Source organism: Pseudomonas sp. NFIX10, from assembly GCF_900111955.1.
Classification (GTDB): Bacteria; Pseudomonadota; Gammaproteobacteria; order Pseudomonadales; family Pseudomonadaceae; genus Aquipseudomonas; species Aquipseudomonas fluorescens_AA.
In genome coordinates this window covers 82,605-103,673 of the sequence record NZ_FOKH01000018.1, presented here as the reverse complement: position 1 = coordinate 103,673, position 21,069 = coordinate 82,605, and the positions used below count along the sequence as shown (strand labels likewise).

15 protein-coding genes are annotated in these 21,069 nt (G+C 58.1%); 5 read left to right on the top strand and 10 right to left on the bottom strand.

Translation table 11 applies throughout. The features are described 5' to 3' along the window. The first annotated feature begins 201 nt into the window (after positions 1-201). Positions 202-684 (top strand): hypothetical protein, encoded by a 483-nt coding sequence (locus BM321_RS17560; protein ID WP_092443663.1) that lies wholly within the window; start codon positions 202-204, stop codon positions 682-684. 144 nt (positions 685-828) lie between these two features. Next, on the top strand, positions 829-2,112 hold the full coding sequence (locus BM321_RS17555; protein WP_092330421.1) for an OmpP1/FadL family transporter: 1,284 nt from the start codon (positions 829-831) through the stop codon (positions 2,110-2,112). An 89-nt stretch (positions 2,113-2,201) separates the two neighbouring features. On the opposite strand, the gene BM321_RS17550 is transcribed toward BM321_RS17555, so the two are convergent. The 3 genes from BM321_RS17550 to BM321_RS17540 all read right to left on the bottom strand — a co-directional run bounded on the left by BM321_RS17550 (position 2,202) and on the right by BM321_RS17540 (position 4,602). After that, a complete protein-coding gene (locus BM321_RS17550) occupies positions 2,202-2,753 on the bottom strand; it encodes a glutathione peroxidase (RefSeq protein ID WP_092443661.1) in 552 nt (183 codons plus the stop codon). A gap of 183 nt (positions 2,754-2,936) precedes the next feature. Next, positions 2,937-4,136, bottom strand: a complete 1,200-nt coding sequence (locus BM321_RS17545; RefSeq protein WP_371856633.1) for an MFS transporter — start codon at positions 4,134-4,136, stop codon at positions 2,937-2,939. A gap of 61 nt (positions 4,137-4,197) precedes the next feature. Beyond that, positions 4,198-4,602 carry a MarR family winged helix-turn-helix transcriptional regulator gene (locus tag BM321_RS17540; RefSeq protein ID WP_092443658.1) on the bottom strand — a complete coding sequence of 135 codons (405 nt, stop codon included), beginning with the start codon at positions 4,600-4,602 and terminating at the stop codon, positions 4,198-4,200. A gap of 256 nt (positions 4,603-4,858) precedes the next feature. Here BM321_RS17540 and BM321_RS17535 point away from each other — a divergent pair, with 256 nt between their 5' ends. Continuing rightward, positions 4,859-5,173, top strand: a complete 315-nt coding sequence (locus BM321_RS17535) for a helix-turn-helix transcriptional regulator (RefSeq protein WP_092443656.1) — start codon at positions 4,859-4,861, stop codon at positions 5,171-5,173. A 605-nt stretch (positions 5,174-5,778) separates the two neighbouring features. On the opposite strand, the gene BM321_RS31005 is transcribed toward BM321_RS17535, so the two are convergent. Continuing rightward, on the bottom strand, positions 5,779-6,321 hold the full coding sequence (locus BM321_RS31005) for an RHS repeat-associated core domain-containing protein (RefSeq protein WP_256573449.1): 543 nt from the start codon (positions 6,319-6,321) through the stop codon (positions 5,779-5,781). 204 nt (positions 6,322-6,525) lie between these two features. On the opposite strand from BM321_RS31005, the gene BM321_RS17525 reads away from it, so the two are divergent. After that, on the top strand, positions 6,526-7,446 hold the full coding sequence (locus BM321_RS17525) for an RHS repeat-associated core domain-containing protein (protein WP_092175700.1): 921 nt from the start codon (positions 6,526-6,528) through the stop codon (positions 7,444-7,446). A gap of 119 nt (positions 7,447-7,565) precedes the next feature. Here the strand turns inward: BM321_RS17525 and BM321_RS17520 are convergent, their stop codons facing one another. Next, on the bottom strand, positions 7,566-8,531 hold the full coding sequence (locus BM321_RS17520) for a fimbrial protein (protein ID WP_175534946.1): 966 nt from the start codon (positions 8,529-8,531) through the stop codon (positions 7,566-7,568). Between BM321_RS17520 and BM321_RS30560 the strand changes: the two genes are divergently transcribed. Further along, the gene (locus BM321_RS30560) at positions 8,530-8,727 is read left to right on the top strand and encodes a hypothetical protein (protein ID WP_175534945.1); all 198 of its coding nucleotides are present in this window, start codon (positions 8,530-8,532) and stop codon (positions 8,725-8,727) included. The genes BM321_RS17520 and BM321_RS30560 overlap by 2 nt on opposite strands. Here BM321_RS30560 and BM321_RS17515 read toward each other — a convergent pair. The 5 genes from BM321_RS17515 to BM321_RS17495 form a co-directional block, all read right to left on the bottom strand. Continuing rightward, positions 8,699-11,200, bottom strand: a complete 2,502-nt coding sequence (locus tag BM321_RS17515) for a fimbria/pilus outer membrane usher protein (protein WP_092443653.1) — start codon at positions 11,198-11,200, stop codon at positions 8,699-8,701. The genes BM321_RS30560 and BM321_RS17515 overlap by 29 nt on opposite strands. Positions 11,201-11,234: 34 nt before the next feature. Next, positions 11,235-11,987, bottom strand: a complete 753-nt coding sequence (locus BM321_RS17510; RefSeq protein WP_092443651.1) for a fimbrial biogenesis chaperone — start codon at positions 11,985-11,987, stop codon at positions 11,235-11,237. 83 nt (positions 11,988-12,070) lie between these two features. Next, on the bottom strand, positions 12,071-12,622 hold the full coding sequence (locus BM321_RS17505) for a fimbrial protein (RefSeq protein WP_092443650.1): 552 nt from the start codon (positions 12,620-12,622) through the stop codon (positions 12,071-12,073). A 369-nt stretch (positions 12,623-12,991) separates the two neighbouring features. Beyond that, the gene (locus BM321_RS17500; protein ID WP_092443648.1) at positions 12,992-17,596 is read right to left on the bottom strand and encodes an RHS repeat domain-containing protein; all 4,605 of its coding nucleotides are present in this window, start codon (positions 17,594-17,596) and stop codon (positions 12,992-12,994) included. Positions 17,597-17,662: 66 nt separating this feature from the next. Next, positions 17,663-21,028 (bottom strand): hypothetical protein, encoded by a 3,366-nt coding sequence (locus BM321_RS17495; protein ID WP_092443646.1) that lies wholly within the window; start codon positions 21,026-21,028, stop codon positions 17,663-17,665. Between the last annotated feature and the right edge of the window lie 41 nt (positions 21,029-21,069).

Below are 21,069 nucleotides of genomic sequence, written 5' to 3'. Positions count from 1 at the left end.
AGCGAAACGCCGTAAGCACCAATGGATATAACAGTTATAACCGCTCGCTGAAGATGTTTTAAAAACAGTCCTTTACAGCGGGAATATGACACTACACTTCAAGTCAAGCGGCATGATCCGCTTCCGGCGGGGCCTGGACCGATCCACCGCTGCCAAGCCCACACTCTTCAGGCTCCGCCCTTTTCACACTTCGAGGGTTTTATGGGTATCGCTGCCAGCGAACTGTGTCGATATGTGATCCGCCCGACGCTCCTCTACCTTGAGCGTCACAGCGCAACGGCGGAATCCTTGTTACTGGGCATTGCCGCCAGCCAGTCCGCCCTGGGTTCGGCCCTGCATGATCGACGCGGACATGGCCTGTATCGCATTACCGAGCCCCGCCACCAGGCCCTCTGGGACCATTACCTGGCACAAGATCCGGAACGGGCCAGCCTGGTGCGCGGCCTGGCCAGCCAACATGCCTTTCTCAGCGGCCCGCACCTGGAGTTGACCGTCAATTTGCGCTACGCCACCGCCATCGCCTGGCTGCTGGTGGAGGAACAGAATACCCCGCTTCCCGACGCCGACGACCTGCTGGGCATGGCCCGCATCTGGCGCCAGACCTTTCATCCCCAAGGGCGCCTGCGAGATTTCACCTACGCCTGGCAAAGCTGTGTTTCGCCGCTGAATCAGGTCGCTTGCTGATGGGAAATTTGGAAACTTCCTACAACGCTCGCGAACCTGGTCGGATTGTCCTACAAAACCGCTCTAAATCAAGCCATGCAGGCTATAGCGCTTGAACGAAAATGTTGGTAATTTTCGCCCCGGTGATCACCAGGAGTTCTAACAATGAAAAAAATGATGCTCAAAACCACCCTTGGCCTTGCCGTTACCTTGGCATCCACGCAACTTTTCGCCAGTGGCTTTGCCTTGAACGAACAAAGCATCAGTGGCATGGGCACTGGTTTCGCAGGTCGTTCCTCTTCTGCCGATGACGCCAGCACCGTGTTTGGCAACCCTGCCGGCATGTCGCGCCTCAAGCGCCAGCAGGTCACCGGTGGCTTCGCCGCCATCGATGCCTCCACCGATATCGACGATGCCAGCGGTACCCAGTCCGGCACCAACAAGGGCGACATGGTTCCGCTCACCGGCGTTCCGATGGGCTACTACGTCAAGCCTATCGATGATCAGTGGGCTTTCGGCCTGGGTGTCTACGCGCCGTTTGGCTTGATCACCGATTACGAAAATGGCTTCCAGGGCGGTAACTTCGGCAGCAAGAGCGAAGTGAAAGTCGTCACTTTCCAGCCAACCGTCAGCTATGCCTTCAACGACAAGGTATCGATCGGTTTTGGCCCGACCATCAACCGCATTTCCGGCGCCCTGGAATCGGATTTGACCTCGCCGCTGTCACCGAATGATGGCAGCGTGAAGATCAAGGGCGATGACATTGGCTACGGCTACAACATCGGCCTGCTGGTCCAGGCGACCGACACCACCCGTGTTGGCCTGACCTATCACTCCAAGGTCAAGTACAAGCTCGAAGGCCACACCGAAATCAGTCCTGGGGCTGGCACACCTCCCAGCCTGCTGAATGGCGCGCGCTACGATGCTTCGCTGGATATCACCACGCCTGAATCGGTGGACTTTTCGGTCACCCAGCAAATCAATGATGCCTGGACCGTCTACGCGGGCAGCACCTGGACTCGCTGGAGCCGCCTGAAAGAAATCACCGTGAACAACGACGGTGTGACACCCGCAACGGGCGGTGCTTTCGCGCCTGCCTTCTTCAGCTCCATTACTGAAGAGCAGAACTGGCACGACACCTGGGCCTACGCCATCGGTACCTCCTACCAGTTGAACAAACAGTGGGTACTGCGTACCGGCCTGACCTTCGACCAGGCACCGACCAATAACCAGGATCGTTCGCCACGCATCCCGACCGGCGACCGGACCATCTTCAGCCTGGGCGCCGGTTGGAGCCCGACCGACGACCTGACCATCGACGTGGCTTATTCCTACCTCAAGGAAGAAAAAGTCAACGTCAGCGGCAGCAATGCCCTGGGCCAGTCCTACAACGCCAAATACGAAAACAGCGCCAACGGTTTCGGTGTCGGTGCAACCTACCGCTTCTGATGTTTCACGGCGAACCTGAACCCCTCGCCAACTGAAGCGAAAAAAAGCCCCGCACTCTGCAAAGAGGCGGGGCTTTTTCGTGGCAGGCGTCAGGGTTTGGAGGCGATGGCCGCTTCTACCGCCTTGATGAAATCGGGATCGTCAGGCTTGATCCGGCTGGAAAAACTGCCAACCACCTTGCCCTGGCGGTCCACCACGTACTTATAGAAATTCCATTTCGGCGCGCCGGATTGTTCAGCCAAGTGCTTGAACAGCGGTATCGCATCCGCACCCCGCACCGGCTGAGGTTCAGTCATGGTGAAGGTCACACCGTAATTGACGTAGCAGACCTTGGCGGTTTCGGCCCCGTCCTTGGATTCCTGCTTGAAGTCATTGGACGGTACGCCCAACACTTGCAACCCTTGGTCCTTGTAGCGCTGGTTGAGCGCCTCGAGGCCCTTGAATTGCGGGGCGAACCCACAGAAGCTGGCGGTGTTCACCACCACCAGAGGCTTGCCGGCAAAGCGCTGGCACAAATCAATGGTTTCCTTGGCCCGCAGCTTGGGCAACGAACCCTCCAGCAACGGCGGGCAATCGGCGGCCCAGACTTGCCCGGTCACAGCCAGCAACAGGGCGGGAACAGCCAACCAGCGCATCAACATGTCGAATTTTCCTTCAAAGCATGTAAGGCCTCGACGTTACTCCGCCACGCCCGGTCCCGTCCACCGCTCAACAGTTGCCCATGCCCAGCTGCATCAGGGCTAACCCGCCCTGATGCCAGCCCCACCAAGCGAGCGCCAGTAGCAGGCCAGCACCGATCACAAGCAACCACGGAGCGACGCGACTCATGCGGCACCCACCTGGACCTGCAAGCGCGCTACCGGACGCTCACGCACCGGCCAATTCAACGCCGCCGCCAACAGGCTGAGCAGGATCGATACCTGCCAGATCAGGTCGTAGTTGCCGGTGTGGTCGTACACCACCCCGCCCAGCCAACCGCCGAGGAAGGAGCCCAACTGGTGGAACAGGAACACGATCCCACCGAGCATTGACAGATTTCGTACACCAAACAGGGTCGCTACCGTGCCGTTGGTCAACGGCACGGTCGACAACCACAGCACGCCCATTGCCATGCCAAACAGATAGGCCGTGGTGGTCGTCACCGGTAGCCATAGGAACAAGCCGATAACCACCGACCGCAACAGGTAAAGCCAAGTCAGTAAGCGCGGCTTGGACATGCGCCCGCCCAGCCAACCGGCGGTGTAGGTGCCGACGATATTGAACAGCCCGACCAGCGCCAGCACAGTTGTCCCGACACTCGCCGGCAGATGTTGGTCCACCAGATAGGCCGGCAAATGCACGCCGATGAACACCACCTGGAAACCGCAGACAAAAAAACCGATCGCCAGCAACCAGAACCCGGAATGGCTACACGCCTCGCGCAAGGCTTCAGACAAGGTCTGCTCATGGCCGACGGTTGGCATTGGCGTGTCCTTGAGCATGCTCACCAGCGGCACGATCAGCGCCACCAGCAACCCCAGCACCAACAACGCAGCCGACCAGCCGAGCCAGCCGATCAACCCCAGGGTGCCGGGCAACATGGCGAACTGGCCGAAGGAGCCGGCGGCACTGGCGATACCCATGCCCATGCTGCGTTTTTCCGGCGGCACGGCACGCCCGACCACACCCAGGATCACCGAGAACGAGGTGCCCGACAGGCCGATGCCGATCAACAGCCCCGCACTCAAGGACAGCGACCAGGGCGAATCGGAAAGGCCCATGAGCACTAGGCCGACGGCATACAGAACCCCACCGATCAGCACCACTTTCGCCGCGCCGAAGCGATCGGCCAGCGCACCGGTGAATGGCTGCGCCAGGCCCCAGATCAGGTTCTGCAAGGCAATGGCGAAGGCGAATATCTCGCGGCCCCAGCCGAACTCGGCACTCATGGGCGCCAGGAACAGCCCGAAGCCATGCCGCACACCCAGGGACAACGCCAGGATCAGCGCGCTGCCCACCAGGACCCAACCACAGGTACGCCACATCGAGGTCATTCTTGTTCTCCAGTCGCGGGTATATACCCGCTTGTAGTCGAACGAACCGGCTCTACGCCAGTTCGTCCAGCAAGGCCAGCAATGCCGTGCGCTTCTCGGCGCCCAGCTTATCGATCAATCGTTGTTGCGCCGCTTCCCAGGCCGGCAGCGCCGCCGCCAGCCGGGCGTGCCCGGTTTCGGTCAGCTCGACGATGCGGTTACGCAGGTCTTCACCCTCGGCCAGCCTCACCAGGCCCTCGCCTTCCAGTACCCGCAGGTTACGCCCCAGGGTGCTGCGGTCCAGCCCCATGGCCTCGGCCAGGGAAGAAATGCTCGGCTGGTCCAGGCGCGCCAGGTTGTTCAGCAAAGAATACTGGGCAACGTTGATCCCGAAGCCATCGAGGGCGCCGTCGTAATACCTGCTGACGCCACGAGCGGCACGACGCAGGTTGATGCACAGACATTGGGAAGGAAGCATGGTGCGTGTATATACCCGGGATAGAGCGAATGCAATTTTTAAATCGAGATTTTCGCCGCAGTGCGCGCCGATTCAAAGAAACCATTCACTCGCCCCTGTTATTTCTTACAGGTTTCAACGCCTCCAAACCGCGCTATAACGAGCCTGTACCGACAGCTTTGGCCAAGGGACTTGAACGCGCTCGCGACACCCGGTTCGTATGAAACAGGGTTTGGCGCTCCCCACGCCGTCATTCATCGTATACGGGAGTTTTGTCATGTATCGCTCCGACCCCATCGCGACCCATCCTTCATCTGCCCAAGGCGGTTTCCAGCCTGAGCCTTCGCAACAACAGGCAGCAGTAAAACTCACGCGCAAGGAAACAGAGGTCCTGCAGTGGAGCGCCGCCGGCAAGTCTTCCTGGGAGATCAGCCAGATCGTCAACTGCAGCGAAGCCGGTGTGAATTATCACTTTTCCAACATTCGTCGGAAATTCGGTGTGAGCTCACGTTGGACTGCGGCATTCAAGGCGTTGGAGCTGGGTTTGATTGATAAACCCTACGTCCACGCAAATTCTGAAAAGACTTCCTGATTTGACAAGATCGGCTCGCCTGCAGGGCGCACGAACATGGGTGTTCAAACTCATCGAAGCGCTCTGGCGGGTGCGCAGTCGAGCCAGCTGTCCAGTGTTTCGTAACAGCCTCGAACCCTGCTTAAGCGTTACCCATCAATTGTTTCGGATCCTTTGCACATCCTCCGGAAGCGGTGGCACGACGTTCGAAGCCGCAGAGGCAGGGGGACGTCGGGTCAGATCCGACATTTCAATTTCTACATCCTTTGGTGGTGCTCTTCTACTCGTCTCTTTCGCTATAGCCTCCGCATAACTGGGCGGTGGAACATCGTCATTCAGGCTGACTAAGACATCCGAGGCCCGAGGCTGGTTGTTAACTATCTGATCATAACGGGGGAGAGACGCCACCGAAGCAGTACGCGGTATCCGAGTACCCGGCCTCTGTCCTATCACGGCGGGCCTGCCGCGCCCAACAACATATCGAGGAGGCCGAAATGCGGCAAACAGCGACGCTACGCCCATCGCACCGTTTAACGACGCAGCTATCATCAATGTCGTACGCGTCATCCCCTCGGTAAAAACAGCACCTACGGACAGGCCGACCGTCACGAGCCCCAGCAATGAAGCTACGACCTTGAATACATGCCCCGAGGGGTCGACTCGGCCGACTGGATCCCCCCACAGTACGCATAAGCATTTATACCGCCCCTTGCGAACGGACTCATCGAATCCGGGCTGTTAAAACGCATTAGCCATGGATTGAACGCCCTGTAACCGTTGCCCAATAAATAGTGGCCGGTTATCGGATCGGCACGTTCGCCATCAAACCCCAACAAACTGAGCTGCCCGCTCGATGTCGGCCGGTACCCATAAGGTGCATAGGTCATGGCCTGGTGCTGATTGCGGTTCAATGCATGCAACACTGAGCGCTGAAGATCGCTGGCGAGTAACGTCGTCTCGTCGATTTCACCGTGATGCCGCCGTTGCGCAAGCACGCTGTCGGGCTGCTGGAAATACGAGTGGCGAACCTGCCCGTGAATTTCACTCGCCAAACGATCTCTTTGATAAAACCGCTGCTGGACCGGCTGATCGAAAGGCGCGCAGTCGAGCAAACGATCCAGCGAGTCGTAGTGGTATCTGACCAGCGGAATAAGCCGTGGGCTGGACATGACCTTGATACCTGTAGGGTAAAACAACCTGACCGTCAGTGTCGGTTTTCCCGGCCGATCTGCCTACTGTAAGAAGTAACAGGTCTGGCAACCAAACAAAGCTAAAACCACAAGTCAGTCACCCTATCTGTTCTGCTAGTACCGTTCTTGCAGCACAGATCCGATACTGGACACGGTCACGCCGCGTCCCGGGGAAGCCAGTCCATGCCCATTGAAAACAAACCGCAAGCAATCCTTTTCGCGACCGATCAGAACCAATCGATTCTGGCTCAAGTCAGCTCGATCGATATCAAGCAAGTGGCCTACTGCGCCTACGGTTACCGGCCAATGAATGAACCGCCCTCGACTCATCTGGGTTTCAACGGAGAACTTCGAGAGTATGAACCTGGCTGGTACATCCTAGGCAACGGCTATAGAGCCTATAATCCGGTGCTGAGACGATTTCATAGCCCAGACAGATCAAGCCCGTTTGATCGGGGTGGCTTGAATCCGTATGCCTATTGCGTGGGGGATCCGATTAATTACCGGGACCCAACCGGGCATCTGGCGATCTTCAGCTTGGGTGGGGCACTCTTGGGCCGCTTGGCAACACCTACGGGCGCATTGACCGCAACGTCTATTATCAGTGGCATTGCTGCTCTAGCGGTGATGAAAAAGGATCCAGCTGTCGGCACGGCGCTTCTGGTTATTAGCGCGGCATCAGGACTTGGTGCGGGATACGTGTCGTTTGGTGGGCGCTCGAGCACACACTTGACAGATTCGAGGAAAAAAATAGCCTTTAATAGTGACACGATGAGCTTCGTTCATCCTGAAAAAGCATCGCCGTATGGCTCACTCTTTAAGAGCCACCCTGAAGTTAGTGCTCCTATCACCGCGCATAGCCCGCCTACAGCCCTTCCGCGCAAGACTCAAAATAAACTCACAGGCACAGCTCCCAAGGAACGCAAAGACTATTGGCCTGGCGCAACACGGGAGAGGGAGCGCATACGCGCGTTACAACAAGAGCAAGAGATCCGAGCTCTTGAAGCCGAACATGCTCGAATAACTACTCTGGAAAATGCACGCATAAGACGACATACAGGTAGACCGATACTGCGACGTCAGAATGGCAACATGCGTACATGAACATCTACAACGTCAAGTGCGGTCATAGGCCCTATCGTCAGCAAGCCCGCGCCTTTCGAACCAACTTCGGTGAACGGCGCAAGCCTGCGGGAGCCCACTTGCATCAGGAAGCTTCATCCTCAATGAAAACTGATCGTAAAATTCAACGCCCCCTTCACCACCCCAGCAACAACCCGTGGATCCGTCTGATAGAGACGCGCACTCAAGTCGAGAACGGTAGTCCCCGGTGAAATCGCCGCCAGCGGAACCTCCTGTTGCAGGGCCACCGGGGTCACCCCGTCGGCCTTGAGGACCTGGATGCCGACGCCACTGGCCGTCGAACCGGTGCCCAAGGTAAACCCGCCTTCCACGCCGGGGATCGGCACCGAGCCGTTGGTGGTCTCCAGGCGAATATTGGCCCAGGCGACGTTGATGTCGCCGGGATCGGCGTCGCAGTTGCCCAGGGTGATATTGAACGGCACCGCCGGGGTGGCCGTGTCGGGCGCGCCGAAGTCCGAGGTGCGCCAGTCGCCCAACGGCACCGGGTTGGCGCTGACGCTGGAGACACCGCACTGGGCCTGGAGTACCGTGCCGCTCAACTGGAAGTCGAAGCCGTTGCCAATATTGGAAAAGCGCGTGCCAAACAATGGCTTGTCGAAGGTATGCGGGCCAGGGGCAATGGGCCCGGTCTTGATCAGCGTGAGCTTGCCGCGAAGCTGGTCGATACGCAGCGGTGCGGTATTGGGCACCGCGGCGCTGAGCAAGGCATTGAAGGGAACGGTCGGCTCGGTAATCGGAACGAAGGCATCGGCGGCGACGCCGTCGAACGGATGCTGCAACTTGATACGCGCCCCAATGCCGTCGATCCCGGTCATGAACACCTTACCGTTGACGTCTTCGCCATTGACCGGTGGCAGGGTGCCGGGAAATAGCGGTGCGCTGGCGACGGCGTTGAAGGTTAGCGTCGAACCCAGGTCATTTTCGCAGTGAATGATCTGGCCTTCGGTACTGGGCATGGAAAAGCTGCGATCGAACTCACCGATCACATGCCCCGCCGCCGCGTCCCTGGGCACATAGACGCTGCCTGCGTCGAGGCGGAAAGTCATGCTGCTGGCCGAAGTCACCCAACGGCAAAAACTGGCAGCCGCAGCCACCTCGATCTGGCAGGCGGCGATCAAGGCAACGACCCCGGCCAATCCTCGTGATGCTGATTTCATCTGTCGAATCCTGAAGAATCAGGGCGCGCGCAGCGTTGCGGCGCCCGGCAAGGAAATTAATGCGCCAACGGCTCGGTGCAGGTGAGTGTCTGAAGCCGATAGCCTTGCGCCTGTTCCATGCTTTGCGGCGCGATCTGCAGCTGGCAATGCTGTCCGGCCTCCTTGCCCCAGCGCACATCCAGCGTCTGAGGTTCGGTCGTGGTGGTCAGCAGGACTTGCCCGGCCTGCCCAACCACGCCGAGCCGCTCGCCGCGGGCATCGCTGACCTGGGCGCCAAATGGCAAGGGCTGCCCCCCCGGGGTGCGGCCCGTCAGAACCAGACGGTTGACCTTGCGCGCAGTAAAGGCGGCCTTGACCACGGCGCCGCGTCGGGGCACTACATGGGTCACGCCGTTGTCGATCTCTACCTCCGGATCCAGTTGATCGGTTTGCAGCACCACCTGGTTCTGCCGGTAAGGACGCAGATGCGGGGCCAGGGCGTAGCCCTGGGCGTTGGTGCGCACGCCGGTGGCATTCAGTACGCCGACGCCCGGGGTGTCGGGCACCACCACCAAGCCCATGGTTTCGCCTAGGTAGGGACCCCATTCAAGGCCATCGCCATGCAGCAGGAGCGCACCACTGGCATTCAGTGAGAGGCTGCGATAGCCGTTGCCCTGGGTGTAGCCTCCGCCCACGCTGCCGAAGGGCGCTTGATAACCGAGGGCCAAGGTCGCCGAGCGCTGGTTGTCGTCGCTGTTGCTCAGCGCAGTGCTATAGCTGAGCCGGTTCTGATCGGCGCTGCCGGTCAGGCGCGCGGTCTGGCTGTAGCGACCGGCATTGTCCTGGAAGCCCAGGGTCGCGGTGTTCGAATGACCGAAGTCCAAGGGAAAGGAAATACTCAAACCGGCCTGTCGGCGACTGCCGTTGCGTTCATCGCTCAGGGACTGCGAGGCGAACAGGTTGTAGCTGACCTTGCGGTGCTGGGTACTGAGGTTGAACTGGAACTGGCGCTGTTGCGGGTTATTGCCCCAGTAATCATCTTGCGAGAGGGTCAGGTTGACCGAGCTGGTTCGCCCCAGGTCCTGGAATACCGCGGCTTCCAGGCGGCTACGCCGGCTACCGGCGAACTTGCCGTCGCGGTTGCGCTCACGCACGCTTTCGTCGAAATCCCGATAACCTTCGGTGGAGTAGCGATAACCGGCGAAACGCAGACTGGTGCTGGTCTGGAAGGCCTTGCTGTATTTCAGCGCGTAGCTCATGCCCTGCACACCCTCACCACGTCCCGACTCGGCGCTGGAATGGGTGAGGTCGAAGGCCAGGGCGCCAAGGCCGCCCCAGTCCCGGGCCAGGCCCAGGTTGCCGGCCCGGTAGAAATCACTGCCCATCACCCCGCCATACCAGGTGGTGTTCCAGGCACTGCCCAGGGCCAGGGTGCCCTGCCAGAGCAAGGGATCGTCCTGGCCGCTGGCGGCCGAATAACGCCCCAGGGTCGCGCTGTAGCGCCAGACCCCTTCGCGCAGCAAGTTGCCCAAGGTGGCATAGGGTTGGATAAAACGCTGGACCTGCCCGTCGTCGGCGGTCAACACCACTTCCAGCTCGCCGCTGCCGCCAGCGGTGCTCAGGTCGTCGATCTCATAGGGGCCGGCGCTGACATAGGTGGAGTAGATCGGGTAGCCGTTCTGCTTGATTTCCAGCTTGGAGCGCGCCTGGGCCACGCCGCGAATGATCGGCGCGTAGCCCTGCTGCAGGTCGGGCAGCATGCCCATGTCGGAGGCAACGACCATCCCGGTGATCGGCACACTGCGAAAAATCTCGCCGCCAGTGAAGGTCTTGCCCAGGGTCAAGTTGGCCCGGGTGCCGGGCAGGTCGCGCTGGGCATAGGTATAAGCCTGGGTCCATTCGCGCTGGCCGTCGGTGTTCTGGTGCAGTGCATGATTGCTGCGCAATCGCCAGGCGCCCAGGTTGAGGCCGCTGTTGAGGTACAGGTCATCGCTGCTGGTAGAACCGCGATAGCGACTGGTGCCTTGCTGGGCGGATACCTGGTAGTTGACGAACGCCGCGTTGATACCGGCATCCCACTGCTCGGGATCGACCTGTCCGATCCTGTCACGGCGCATGGCGATCTGCGGCACCGAGAGCGACAGCAACAACTTGCCGGCATCGAACTCGACGCGGGCATCGGCAATCAATGCCCGTAGATCCAGACATTTGGCGTCCTGGGGCAAGACCAGGCTCTCGAGCCTGACACCCAGCTGCTCCAGCAGCCCCGCATCCAGACAAGGCGAGAGGCTTTGCTGGTCGGGATCGCGACTGAAATCCAGTTCCCGCTCACCGATGTAATGGCGGTTGATCTGGACAGCCACCCGATAGCGCCCCGGAGCGAGCGCCTGGCCCTGGGTCAAGGCTTCAAGGGCCAGGGTGCCGGCGGTGCCGCCCTGATGCATGAAGCCAGACTGGAATTCAAGCGCCTGGGTCGCCGATGCGGGCTTGGCGTCGAACCCGCCAACGGCTCCGCCAAGGACAAACAGAGGGGCGAGCCGCTGGCGCAAGGGCCGGCGGCGGGCAAGTACATGGGTCATGGTGGTCTTCCAGCGATAGTCGTGCGGGGGCGTGTCAGGGAAGCAGTTGGATCGCCATGGGCGCCGAGCTGACATGCGCGCCATAGTCGTCCACGGTCGAGAAACTCACCTGCAGTCCGGCGGCCGGCTTGATCCCTTCCAACGGGTAGGACTGGCTGGAGAACGGATAGGCCATGGCCGGGCTGCTGAAGGCCTGTTGCTGGCCATTGCCCTTGACTTCGATGCGCAGGAAAGACACATGGAACGGGCTCGGATTGTCCACCCACAAATGCGTTTTGCCCTCGACTTGCCTGATCGACCATTGCAAGTCCTTGAGGCGCAGCGTCGGGTTCTGCGTAAGCCCGGCGGGGCGATGGAACACCTTGATTCGCGTACGTAGGGCGATATTCAACACATTGGATTGCGTGTTCTCAGCCTGGGGAATTTCCTGGACATTGAAGAAGAACAGCGACTCGCGATCCTCGGGCAAATCGTTGGGCAGGCGGTTGATCTGCACCTGCTGTTCCTTACCCGGATCCAGGCGGAACAACGGCGGCGAAGCGATAAGCGGCACGGCGGTGGTGGTGTCGTCACTCTCGGTATTGACCCAGGTTTGCACGGCATAGGTCTGCTGGCTGGGGTTGCTGACGATCAATGCGGCACTGCGCTGTTCACTGGTGAACACCAGGCGTGTGCCGTTGATGCTCAAGGCCGCCTGGCTGGCGGGAATCTGGACGATCAGTGCGAGAACCAGTAGGCAGGCGCGGATCGTTTTAAAAAAAACGGAGGGGGTGCTCAGGCTGTACATAAAACGGATACCTTGGGCCTGGGCACTCCAAGAGTACCCAGGCGCTTACCGAGGCCCCCCCGGCTGACGCCGGGGGATGCAGATCAGGTGATGTTGACGATAAAGGCAACTTCAACCTGGGCGGCACCGGTGGTGACCGACCCTGCGGTGGATTTGTAGGCCGCGGTGAAGCGCATATCGGTAGGGGACGTGTCATCCAGTGGGTAGTCGGCCGACTCGGCGCCGTAGCCGATCAGCGCACCCTTGTTGTCCATGATCGCAAGACCGATACCACGGGCATAACCGGTGCCCGAACGCAGGGCATGTAGGGTGTTGCCGGCGCCAGTGGCACCGTGCACGCCGGTGAACTTGACGGTGGCATTGGTCGGGGCAGTGCAGCCAGCGCCTGGGGTGACACGCATGGCGAAGTCACGGTGCCCGGCTTCATCGCCGATGGTCGCGAACTGGCTGCTGGCAACCCGGCCCAGACGCACCAGGTTGCCCGGCGCGCCGGTTTCCGGGTTGATGATTTCGATCGGACAGGTGATGTCGGTGATCATCCCCTCGAAGTTGATGGTGCCGGTGGTGGCAAAGGCCGAAGAGGCGGCCATGCCGAGTACTAGCCCAAGGGGAAGTGCCAAAAGGGATTGCTTCATGGAGGATCGAACCTGTAGGGAAAAAGTAGAGTTTTCTCGCGCCACAACCCCGTACGAACGGCGGTGCGCGCAAGTATTTCGTAGACCGGCCCTGTGCCTTGGATTCGGCTTGAGCAGGCGTTAACGGGCAAACTCGGGACTTGCGGCTATCGCCTGAAGCCCCGATGAATTGCGGGGCGGACTTTAAGGATTTCTCTTACAGGTCGATGCCGGAGAGGACGACATTTGTTGTGGGAAATTTCAGCAATGCGGGAGAGGATGGTATTCCGCAGAGGATGGGAATGACGTTTCAAGCTGAGTATGTGCGTTGGGAAAAGTAAGAGACCAATGAAACCGGAGTACCGTAGTCCTCCGGTTTCATTGCGGCTGTCATACGAATCTCAGCCCGTACAGTTTGCTTTCTATGTAAAATTTTTCTTGAGCGCGTTCGCCTGAGTTTTTTCCTACCATCCAGTTCTCCCCGTTTAACTGTGGTGCGCTACCTGCTCGGCGAATGTCACTCACTTCGCTTCCGATACTTGCTCGTGGGGAAATGTTAGAAGCACTGTTCCTTCGTGGTGCCACTTCTGCAACCTCAGCTCCGCGTCCAGAAAACGAAAGCGATCTCGTTGGCTCTTTAATTCTAGCGGCAGACGGGGCGGCAATATCCTTATCAATTCTCCTAGCCAATCTAATAACCCTATCGCTTACTCCCTTCCTTGGCCTGACCTCTCTAGCCACAGGAAAGCTATTTTTTTGAATAGCACCCAACCCCAAACCTGTTACCCCGAAAGCCAGTAGAACGACCCCTCCCACACGTAAAATAGTTTTGGCGGTTTTATCTTCCACTACGAAGGAAGAAATCAGCGCACCAGCGCCTACAACGGATAACAGAGCTCCAAATGCCGCAAAGTGTCCATTTGGATCAATGTTATTGACCGGATCCCCCTCACAATAGGCATACGCATTAACCCCTCCCTCATCAAACGGGCTCAAATTATCCGGATTATTAAAGCGCCTCAACACAGGGCTATAAGCCCGATAACCATTCCCCAGCAAATAACGCCCAGTATGTTTCTCGCGCCGCTCGCCATTGAACCCCAGCGAAGTGTCCATCGCGTGCCCGGCGCTTTCCTGGCCATATGCGCTGTAGGCAATATCGTTGACCGCTGCTCCACTCACTTCGCGCAGTACGCTGTTCTTGTCATCCACGACCAACAGTAACGGCTTTCCCCCGCTTTCAGCCTGCTCGGCGAGCACCATGCCTGCGGCACGCACAAACGTACTGCCCTCGGCACCAACCAACTGATTGGCCAGTTCCCCGTCCCGATAAAACCGTGACTCATTGGCGCCCGCTGAGCTGTTTTCGCTCAAGGTATCCAGCGAATCGTAGCGATAATCGCTGGGCGCCTCGCCGGACAAAGCGCTGACACTGATCAACCGCCCCAGGCTGTCGTACTCGAGGATGCGCCCGGCCTCGTCCTGCAGCAGGTTGCCATCGGCGTCATAAGTGAACTCCAGTCGCGCCGGGTAATCCGGTTGGAAGGTATTGGTGATCGCCGTCAGTTGGCAGGGATCATCCAGATTATCGTACTCGTAGTAACTGGCGTTGCTCCCGCCGTCGAACGTGGTTTCGACAAAGTCCAGGTTGTCCTGGGCGTCAAAGCCGAACATCTGGCTGCGGATGATCTTGCCGTAGGGATCTTCCGGCGCCTGGCTACCGGTGCAGGCGTACTCCACCAATCGTCCACGCATATCGTAGCTGTAGGTTTCATCGCGCAAGGTCTCGCTGCCCTGCACCAGGGTCCGCTGCGTCAGCCGGTCGACCTCATCGTACACCTGGGTCAGGGTCTGGACCACGCCACCGCCCAAGTCGAAACGGCGCAGCACCTCCCGACCAAAATCGTCGTACTCCAGATGAGTGTTCAATGTCTGCCCGCCATCGACGGTCTCGATGTCCTGGAGCTGCCCCCAATCGTCGTAGGTAAAGGTCGAACGGGTGGTGCCCAGCTCGGTGGCGATCAGCCGGGCATGATCGTCGTACTCATAGGACTGGGTTTGTTCGAGCACATCGGTGTAGCTGACCAGGCGCGCCTGGCGGCTGTACTCGTAGTGCATGACCCGCGTTGGCTGGCCGGTCTGTTCGCGGCTTTCGCTTTTTATTTCGCCGGTGCTGAAGTATGAGCGGACCAACCGATGGGTGTTGCCTTGCGGATCCTGCTCCTCAGTGCTCAGCAGCCGGGCATTTTGCGCGTCATAGCTGTAGTTCGCGGTGCTTTCCACGGCGATCCGCTGCTCCGGGTCTTCGCCGAGTTCCGGCCGGTAGACATAGGCAGTTTCCAAACCGCTGGGGCGCTTGACGCTTTTCGGCTGGCGTTGCCCCGGATCGAAGGTATAGACGCTTACGCGCCCGCCGGTAATCGACTTGATCATCCGGTCCAGGCCATCGAAGACCTGCTCACCGAGCACCGCTCCATTGACATTGATCTCCACCGGCAGGTCTTCGCTGCTGTGGAGCGCATACTTGCGCTCGACCTCGGTGCTGTCCGGCAACAGGGTCTTGGTCATCCGGTCGAACGCATCATATTCATAACGGGTCCAGTTGCCGGCCGCGTCGTATTCCTCGGCGGTGCGCCCCAGCCCGTCGTAATGGTACGCATGCTCGCTGATCTGCTGCTCATTGCAGTCGATGCGCTTGACGCTGTCGGGCTTGTCGAACAGGTTGTTGGTGGTGACGGTCTTGCCCTGGCCCTCGAGCCATTGCGTGGTGGTGCGGTGAATGGGGTCGGTGACCTCGTGTTCCTCGACCCCATCGGGGCGGATCACACTGCGCTGTTCCCCCCAGTCGTCATAGTTGAAGAGGCTGGTGAGCGGCACGTCCTTGCCGCGCTCCCAGTCGATCACGGTTTCGCTGGTCATCTGTTCGAGCTGGTTGTAGCTCGCCCGGTATATCTCGCGGAACGCCTGTGGGTTGCCGCCCAGCCCATCGGCATCGCGACGGGTTTCCTTGAGCACCCGGTTGTGCCCGTCGAGCCAACTGATGGTCTCGACCCCCTTGACGTCGATGGCGCTTTGCTGGGCCTGCTGGCCCACCGCGTTGACCAGGGTGTAGCTGTAGGTACGACTGGCCTCGTAGGGGGTGTCCGGGGCCACGGTTTCCTTGGTCGCGCGACCGAGCAGGTCATATTCGGTGGCAATCGCCACATCGTTGTCATCACGGCTGAGCAGCGGCTCGCCATTGAGCAGTGAATGCTCCAGGCGAATCGTCTTTTCCTCGCCGTCAAAACCCCGCACGGTGTTGACGGTGTGCAGTACGGTTTCATCGGCGCGGGCGTTGCGGGTCTTGCTGTAGACGTAGTCGGTGGTAGTCGCCAGGCCGTTGAGGGTCACCTTATCCTGCAACTTGCGCCCGTGTTCGAAGGCATCGTCCGGCGCATTGATGTAGGTGAAGGCGCTCTGTTGCCGAACCTGATCACCCTCGAACAGGTTTTCCTCGCTTAAGGCCAACCAGGGCGGCGTGCCCGTGAGGCCGGGGTATTCGGCGTAGCGATAACGGGTCTGCAAAGTCGGTGCGGCACCGTAACCCGAGGGCGCCGGGGTAATGGTCTTGCTTTTGATATTGCGCACGAAACCCTGCGGATCGGCCGGACAGCCATCCTCGCCGCCGGCGAGGTACCAACTGCTGGTTTCAGTCACGCCATTGGCATTGACCTGCTCCAGCAGGTTGCCGAAATCGTCATAGGTGGTGGTGACCACCTCTTCGCGCCGCGGCACGGTGGCAGCGGCATGGCGCCAGGTCTGCGTCACGCGCTTGGGCAGTTGAAAATAGTTAGGTTGATCCTTGAAGTCGTCCAGCGGATTGACGTGGTACTCGTTCTCAGTCACCAACAAGGTGTCATCCCCGTTGGCGCTGCCGGCCTTTTGCAGGACTTCTTCGAGCACCAACAGATGAAACCGGTTGAACACCCGGCGAGTGGTCCGTATCGGTTTCTCGGCGACCGCGTCCCAAAGAATTTCCCGGGTTTCGTACTGGTAGTTTCTGATCACGTTGTCGTGATAAAGGTTGTCCAGGCCATCATCGCTCCAGGTCACGCCGCTGCCGTAACCGAGAAAGTTATTGCCGGTGCGGTCGTACTCGTAATGGGTTTCGATGGGCGGCTGGTCGAATCCCGGATCACGGGTGTGCGAATGCACCCGGGGTAATGTCCGGTCGCCCAGTCCGGGAAACGCATGTGGCGAACCGGAATAGCTAACCGTTTCATGGCCGCCGGTGGGGGTATGGACCTCCTTGAGCAAGGTCAGACCGCTCAGCGGGATGTACTCGAAACGCCAGGACGCCTGGTCCTCGGTGGGCAGGACGATGCTTTTTGTCTCGCCCCCCAGAATATTCAGCACGAACAACGCTTCGTACTTGCTGCCGGGGTGCAGCTTGACCTTCAGGGTGTTGCCACTGCGCTCCAGGCTCATCAGCTCGGTGAGGTCGGCGTTGCGGACCTTGCTCAGCAACGGGTCGGTACCGAAGGGGGTGTATTCCAGGGTCACGCCATGGCCTTGGGGCGAGCGCATTTCCACCGGCATGGCGAACTGGCCCTGCCCCACCTGGAGGATCTCCACCAATCCGGATTTATGCTCGACCCGGTAGCGTTGATTGCCCAGGTCGTGGAAATGAAAGGAGTCGAGCTTCTTCTCCGGGATCTCCATGCCATCGGGCCCGGGGTAGGCCTTGAAGGTTTCCCCGGTGTACAACGAGAGGATCCGCCGGTTCGGATCGTATTGCGAAAGTTGCAGGTTCCAGCCCTTGCCAAAACCACTGTCGGTAGCGTTGAGCGGATTGAAGTTCAATTGCAGCGGTACGACCGGGCCGTTGAGATCATTGGCCTTGAGTTCGGGCAGGGAGATAGCGCACGTGTATTGCCCGGTTCGCGGGTCTACTTGGTTCAGGATGAAGCTCAGGAAGTTGAAGGCGTTGGAGTGGATAGTTGTTGAGGTGGACATGGTGCTTCTCCTGTAGCTGCGGAATATTTAAACGGTGCGACTTGTAATAGGTCGTGCCGTATACCTCTAGAATTGCCCAACTATCGCGAGTTTGTTTCGATTAGTTCCGTCGAAGCCGATTTTCACACTGTGCCTGTTGCCATATTTGTCAAATACGATAACATCCAACGGCTTATCAAAGTCGGACTTGGCATAACGGTCATAGCGCCAATACTCACGCCGCTGTAAACTGAACAGCACTTCGCCTATCGGCACATCAGAATCATCTCTAACCGTTTCTTCTGGTGCATTGACTTGGCCAACCAAACGCCTCTTGAGAATTTCATCGGTATGCAGAATTATTTTTCCCTGATTATCCCGGTCATTGGCGATGGCATATCCGGTAATGCTATGGATATCCTCAAGCGTGGTGTCACTTTCCCACTTCACCATACTTGAATTGCCGACAAACTGAATTTTCTTTATAGGTACCTGTCTTTGGTTAATCAGTAGCTTCAAATAGTAGTAATCTAGGGTGGTCAGATCTTTTTCATCGTCCTCATCACCATCGACACGCGTCGGCCCTTTGTCACCAAAGGTTAAAAGTACCCCTCCACTGGTGCCGGCTTCCGGCGGTTCAACAGCATGCAGATTGATGACCTTACGGTCCGCATCGCCTTCCGATCCCGGGTTGGAATAGAACGTTTCATAGTTGTCGCTACGTAACATAGCTGCAACGCGCAGGTCTTCAACCTTATGGCATTGGACAAAGAATTCCTTGACCACCATGCCCTTCGGTCTTTTTGGAGGATCCTCCTGACTCAGTGTGGGATGAGGGTACCGCTCATAGATATTCTCGGACTCGGTGTAATACCATTTATTACCTTCAGGTACTCCGTCTTCACCGACTTCCGGCAACGGGATTTTCTGTTCTGCCGAGACCAGTTTGATGCTCTCGATTTCACTCTCCGACAACTCTCCATCACCAGCAGGCTGGACCCGCACCATCACCTTGGCCTGTTGCAAGCCATTGGCATACACCGTTGGAGGGTAGGTGCTGACTTCGAAATCGAAGGTATCCAGGGCGTGCCATTGCGACTGCCTGGCATGCTCGGACAAGTGAATGATGCTGTAGCCGAAGTGATCATAGAACTCTTCCGAAACGCCGATTCTCACCACGCTATAAGGCAGCGTAATCGTCGACGGAGCGGTGAATAAACCGGTTTGCGGGTCGATGCTGCCCTCCCCGGCCACGACTTCCCACGTGAACTGCTCGGGGCGATAAGGACTTGGTGGTTTCAACAATGCAGTACCATCGGGCTGCAAACCAGGATGTAGGGCCGGCGACATGTTCAATGCGAAATTACCTTGACGCAGCAAGACGGTAGCCACGGCTTTCTCGCCAGTGCTGGTATCCTCGACATCGATCAACACCGCCTCCAATGTGCCATCCGGCAGGTCCGAAGATGGCGGTGTGTAGACGGCCTCGGCACCATTGGCCTGTAGCGAACCGACATCGCTACGCGGCGTCCAGCGGAATGGTCCGGCGCCCAATGAGGTAGCCTGGAGCCGCACATCACGGCGATCGATCATCGGGATCAGCGACATCGAAGGCGTTACTACAACGCTGGTCAGCACAACGACTACCAAGGCCGAAGCTGTGACTTCCTTACCGGTGTCCGGATCGGTGTAGGTGGCGGTGACTACGTTGCGTATGGCACTGCCATCGAGCAGGTGGACGGCGGGGGCTTCATATTCGCCATTATTGTTAATGACGCCCAGTGCTCGACTGCCGTCCACACTGCGTACGCTCCATTGAACATTCGAGGACCTGTAGCTCAACTGTCGAATCTCGAACGTCTGCTTGTCACCTGCCTTTACCACTGGCAATAAAGGGTCGAGAGTGAAAGTTGTTTCTTTTGGATCGATGTGCCCGACCATTAGCAGGTCGCCCGGCAAACGGGCCTCGGTTAGTTGCAGGGCGTTGCGTTCAGGAAATAGCAGGTTGCTGATGGCGAGGACATTGAGACCAGGCAAATCCAATGATTTGAATACCTTCAATGCGTCTAGGAATGAGGGTTTGAGCTTAGTATCGAGTTGTCGAAGCAGATAATCGTCGTAGGGCGAATCTATCATGCTTTGAGGATCCCAGTTGCCGCTGAACTGGACAAGTGGATCGGCTTTTTGCTCAAAGGTTACATAATTTAATCCAGATGAAAGCTCCGGTGTAAAAACAGCCTGCACCTTGGCAGTCGCCAATGCATTCCAATATTTATGGTTGTCTGGAAGCGCCCAAAACCAATTGTGCAGATGAAACGGCAATAATCTTGGCCCCTCCAGAGACAACTCAAGATCATGATTTTCATTTGCAACCACTCGAAATGCTTTTTGCGGATCAGGATCAGTCAATTTGAATCGCAATGGTCCGTCATTGCGCAGAGTATGAGAATGATAAGCGTCCGAGTGCCATCTAAGTTCAAAACCTGGAAGATCAAACTCGCCCACCGCTGCTATCAAAGTTTTGGCCAAATCATTTGAATCTGACGCAACCAACCTTAAATGTCCCCCTATCTGTCTTTGAATGGCCTCCCGCACATACCAATCAAACACCACCCGACTGGACAACACCAGGGACCCCGAGTACAACGCTTTACCCGTCGTCGGATGCCGATCATCGGGAATCAAATAATCCACTGCGAGTTCATTAGGGTCGCCGCCTTCATTCGGATTGCCCTTGGTCCTGACAAATAACACCACCGCTCCCTCACCGTAATCGTCGGAATCCCGATTCTTTCCCTCCTCTGTAGCCATGGTGCGAATCAGGAAGGAGCGTGGCGCCAGAAGATCGACATCGCGCAAGTCGAGCATCCCAAGCTCATATATCCTGTCTTCAGGTTTCTGCTCAAGAAACAATTCCTTGAAGAAGTTTCCGAGTTCCTCCCGAGACCGGTCATTATTAACCAAATTACAACTGCAATTGTACCCATCACCGATATCGACAATGACCCTACCCTGTTCATTGACCGTACCGCGACTGGCCGCCAGATCCACATCCATGGTCAGCTTATAACCTTGATGAGCACTGACCACATAACTGTAAAGTACTGCTGCGGGCACTTGATTGGAACCTTTACGTATATAAGATACGGTACCCGCGACAATATCCATGGTCGCAGTCGCGCGCGAATTTCGGAGGGAGGCTTTTTCAAAGCTAAGGCGGGGGTGGCTAAGTATCAAGCCACTCACTTCCAGATATTCGCTGTTATCCGGAACCATATTGACAGCCCCAAAAATACGCTTCAAAAAACTTCCACTATTGAAGCGGGTAATGTACTGCTGCTCCAACAAGCTATTGACCTTGGCCCGATTCATAAAGACCACGGCGTCCCAACCCAGCGTGACGGACCTGCCTTTCATCCTGTTAGCCAGTGCAGCCAATGAATAAGTAGTCATGACTTTCAACCTTTAATGGTATGCAGTGCTGTGAAAATTAA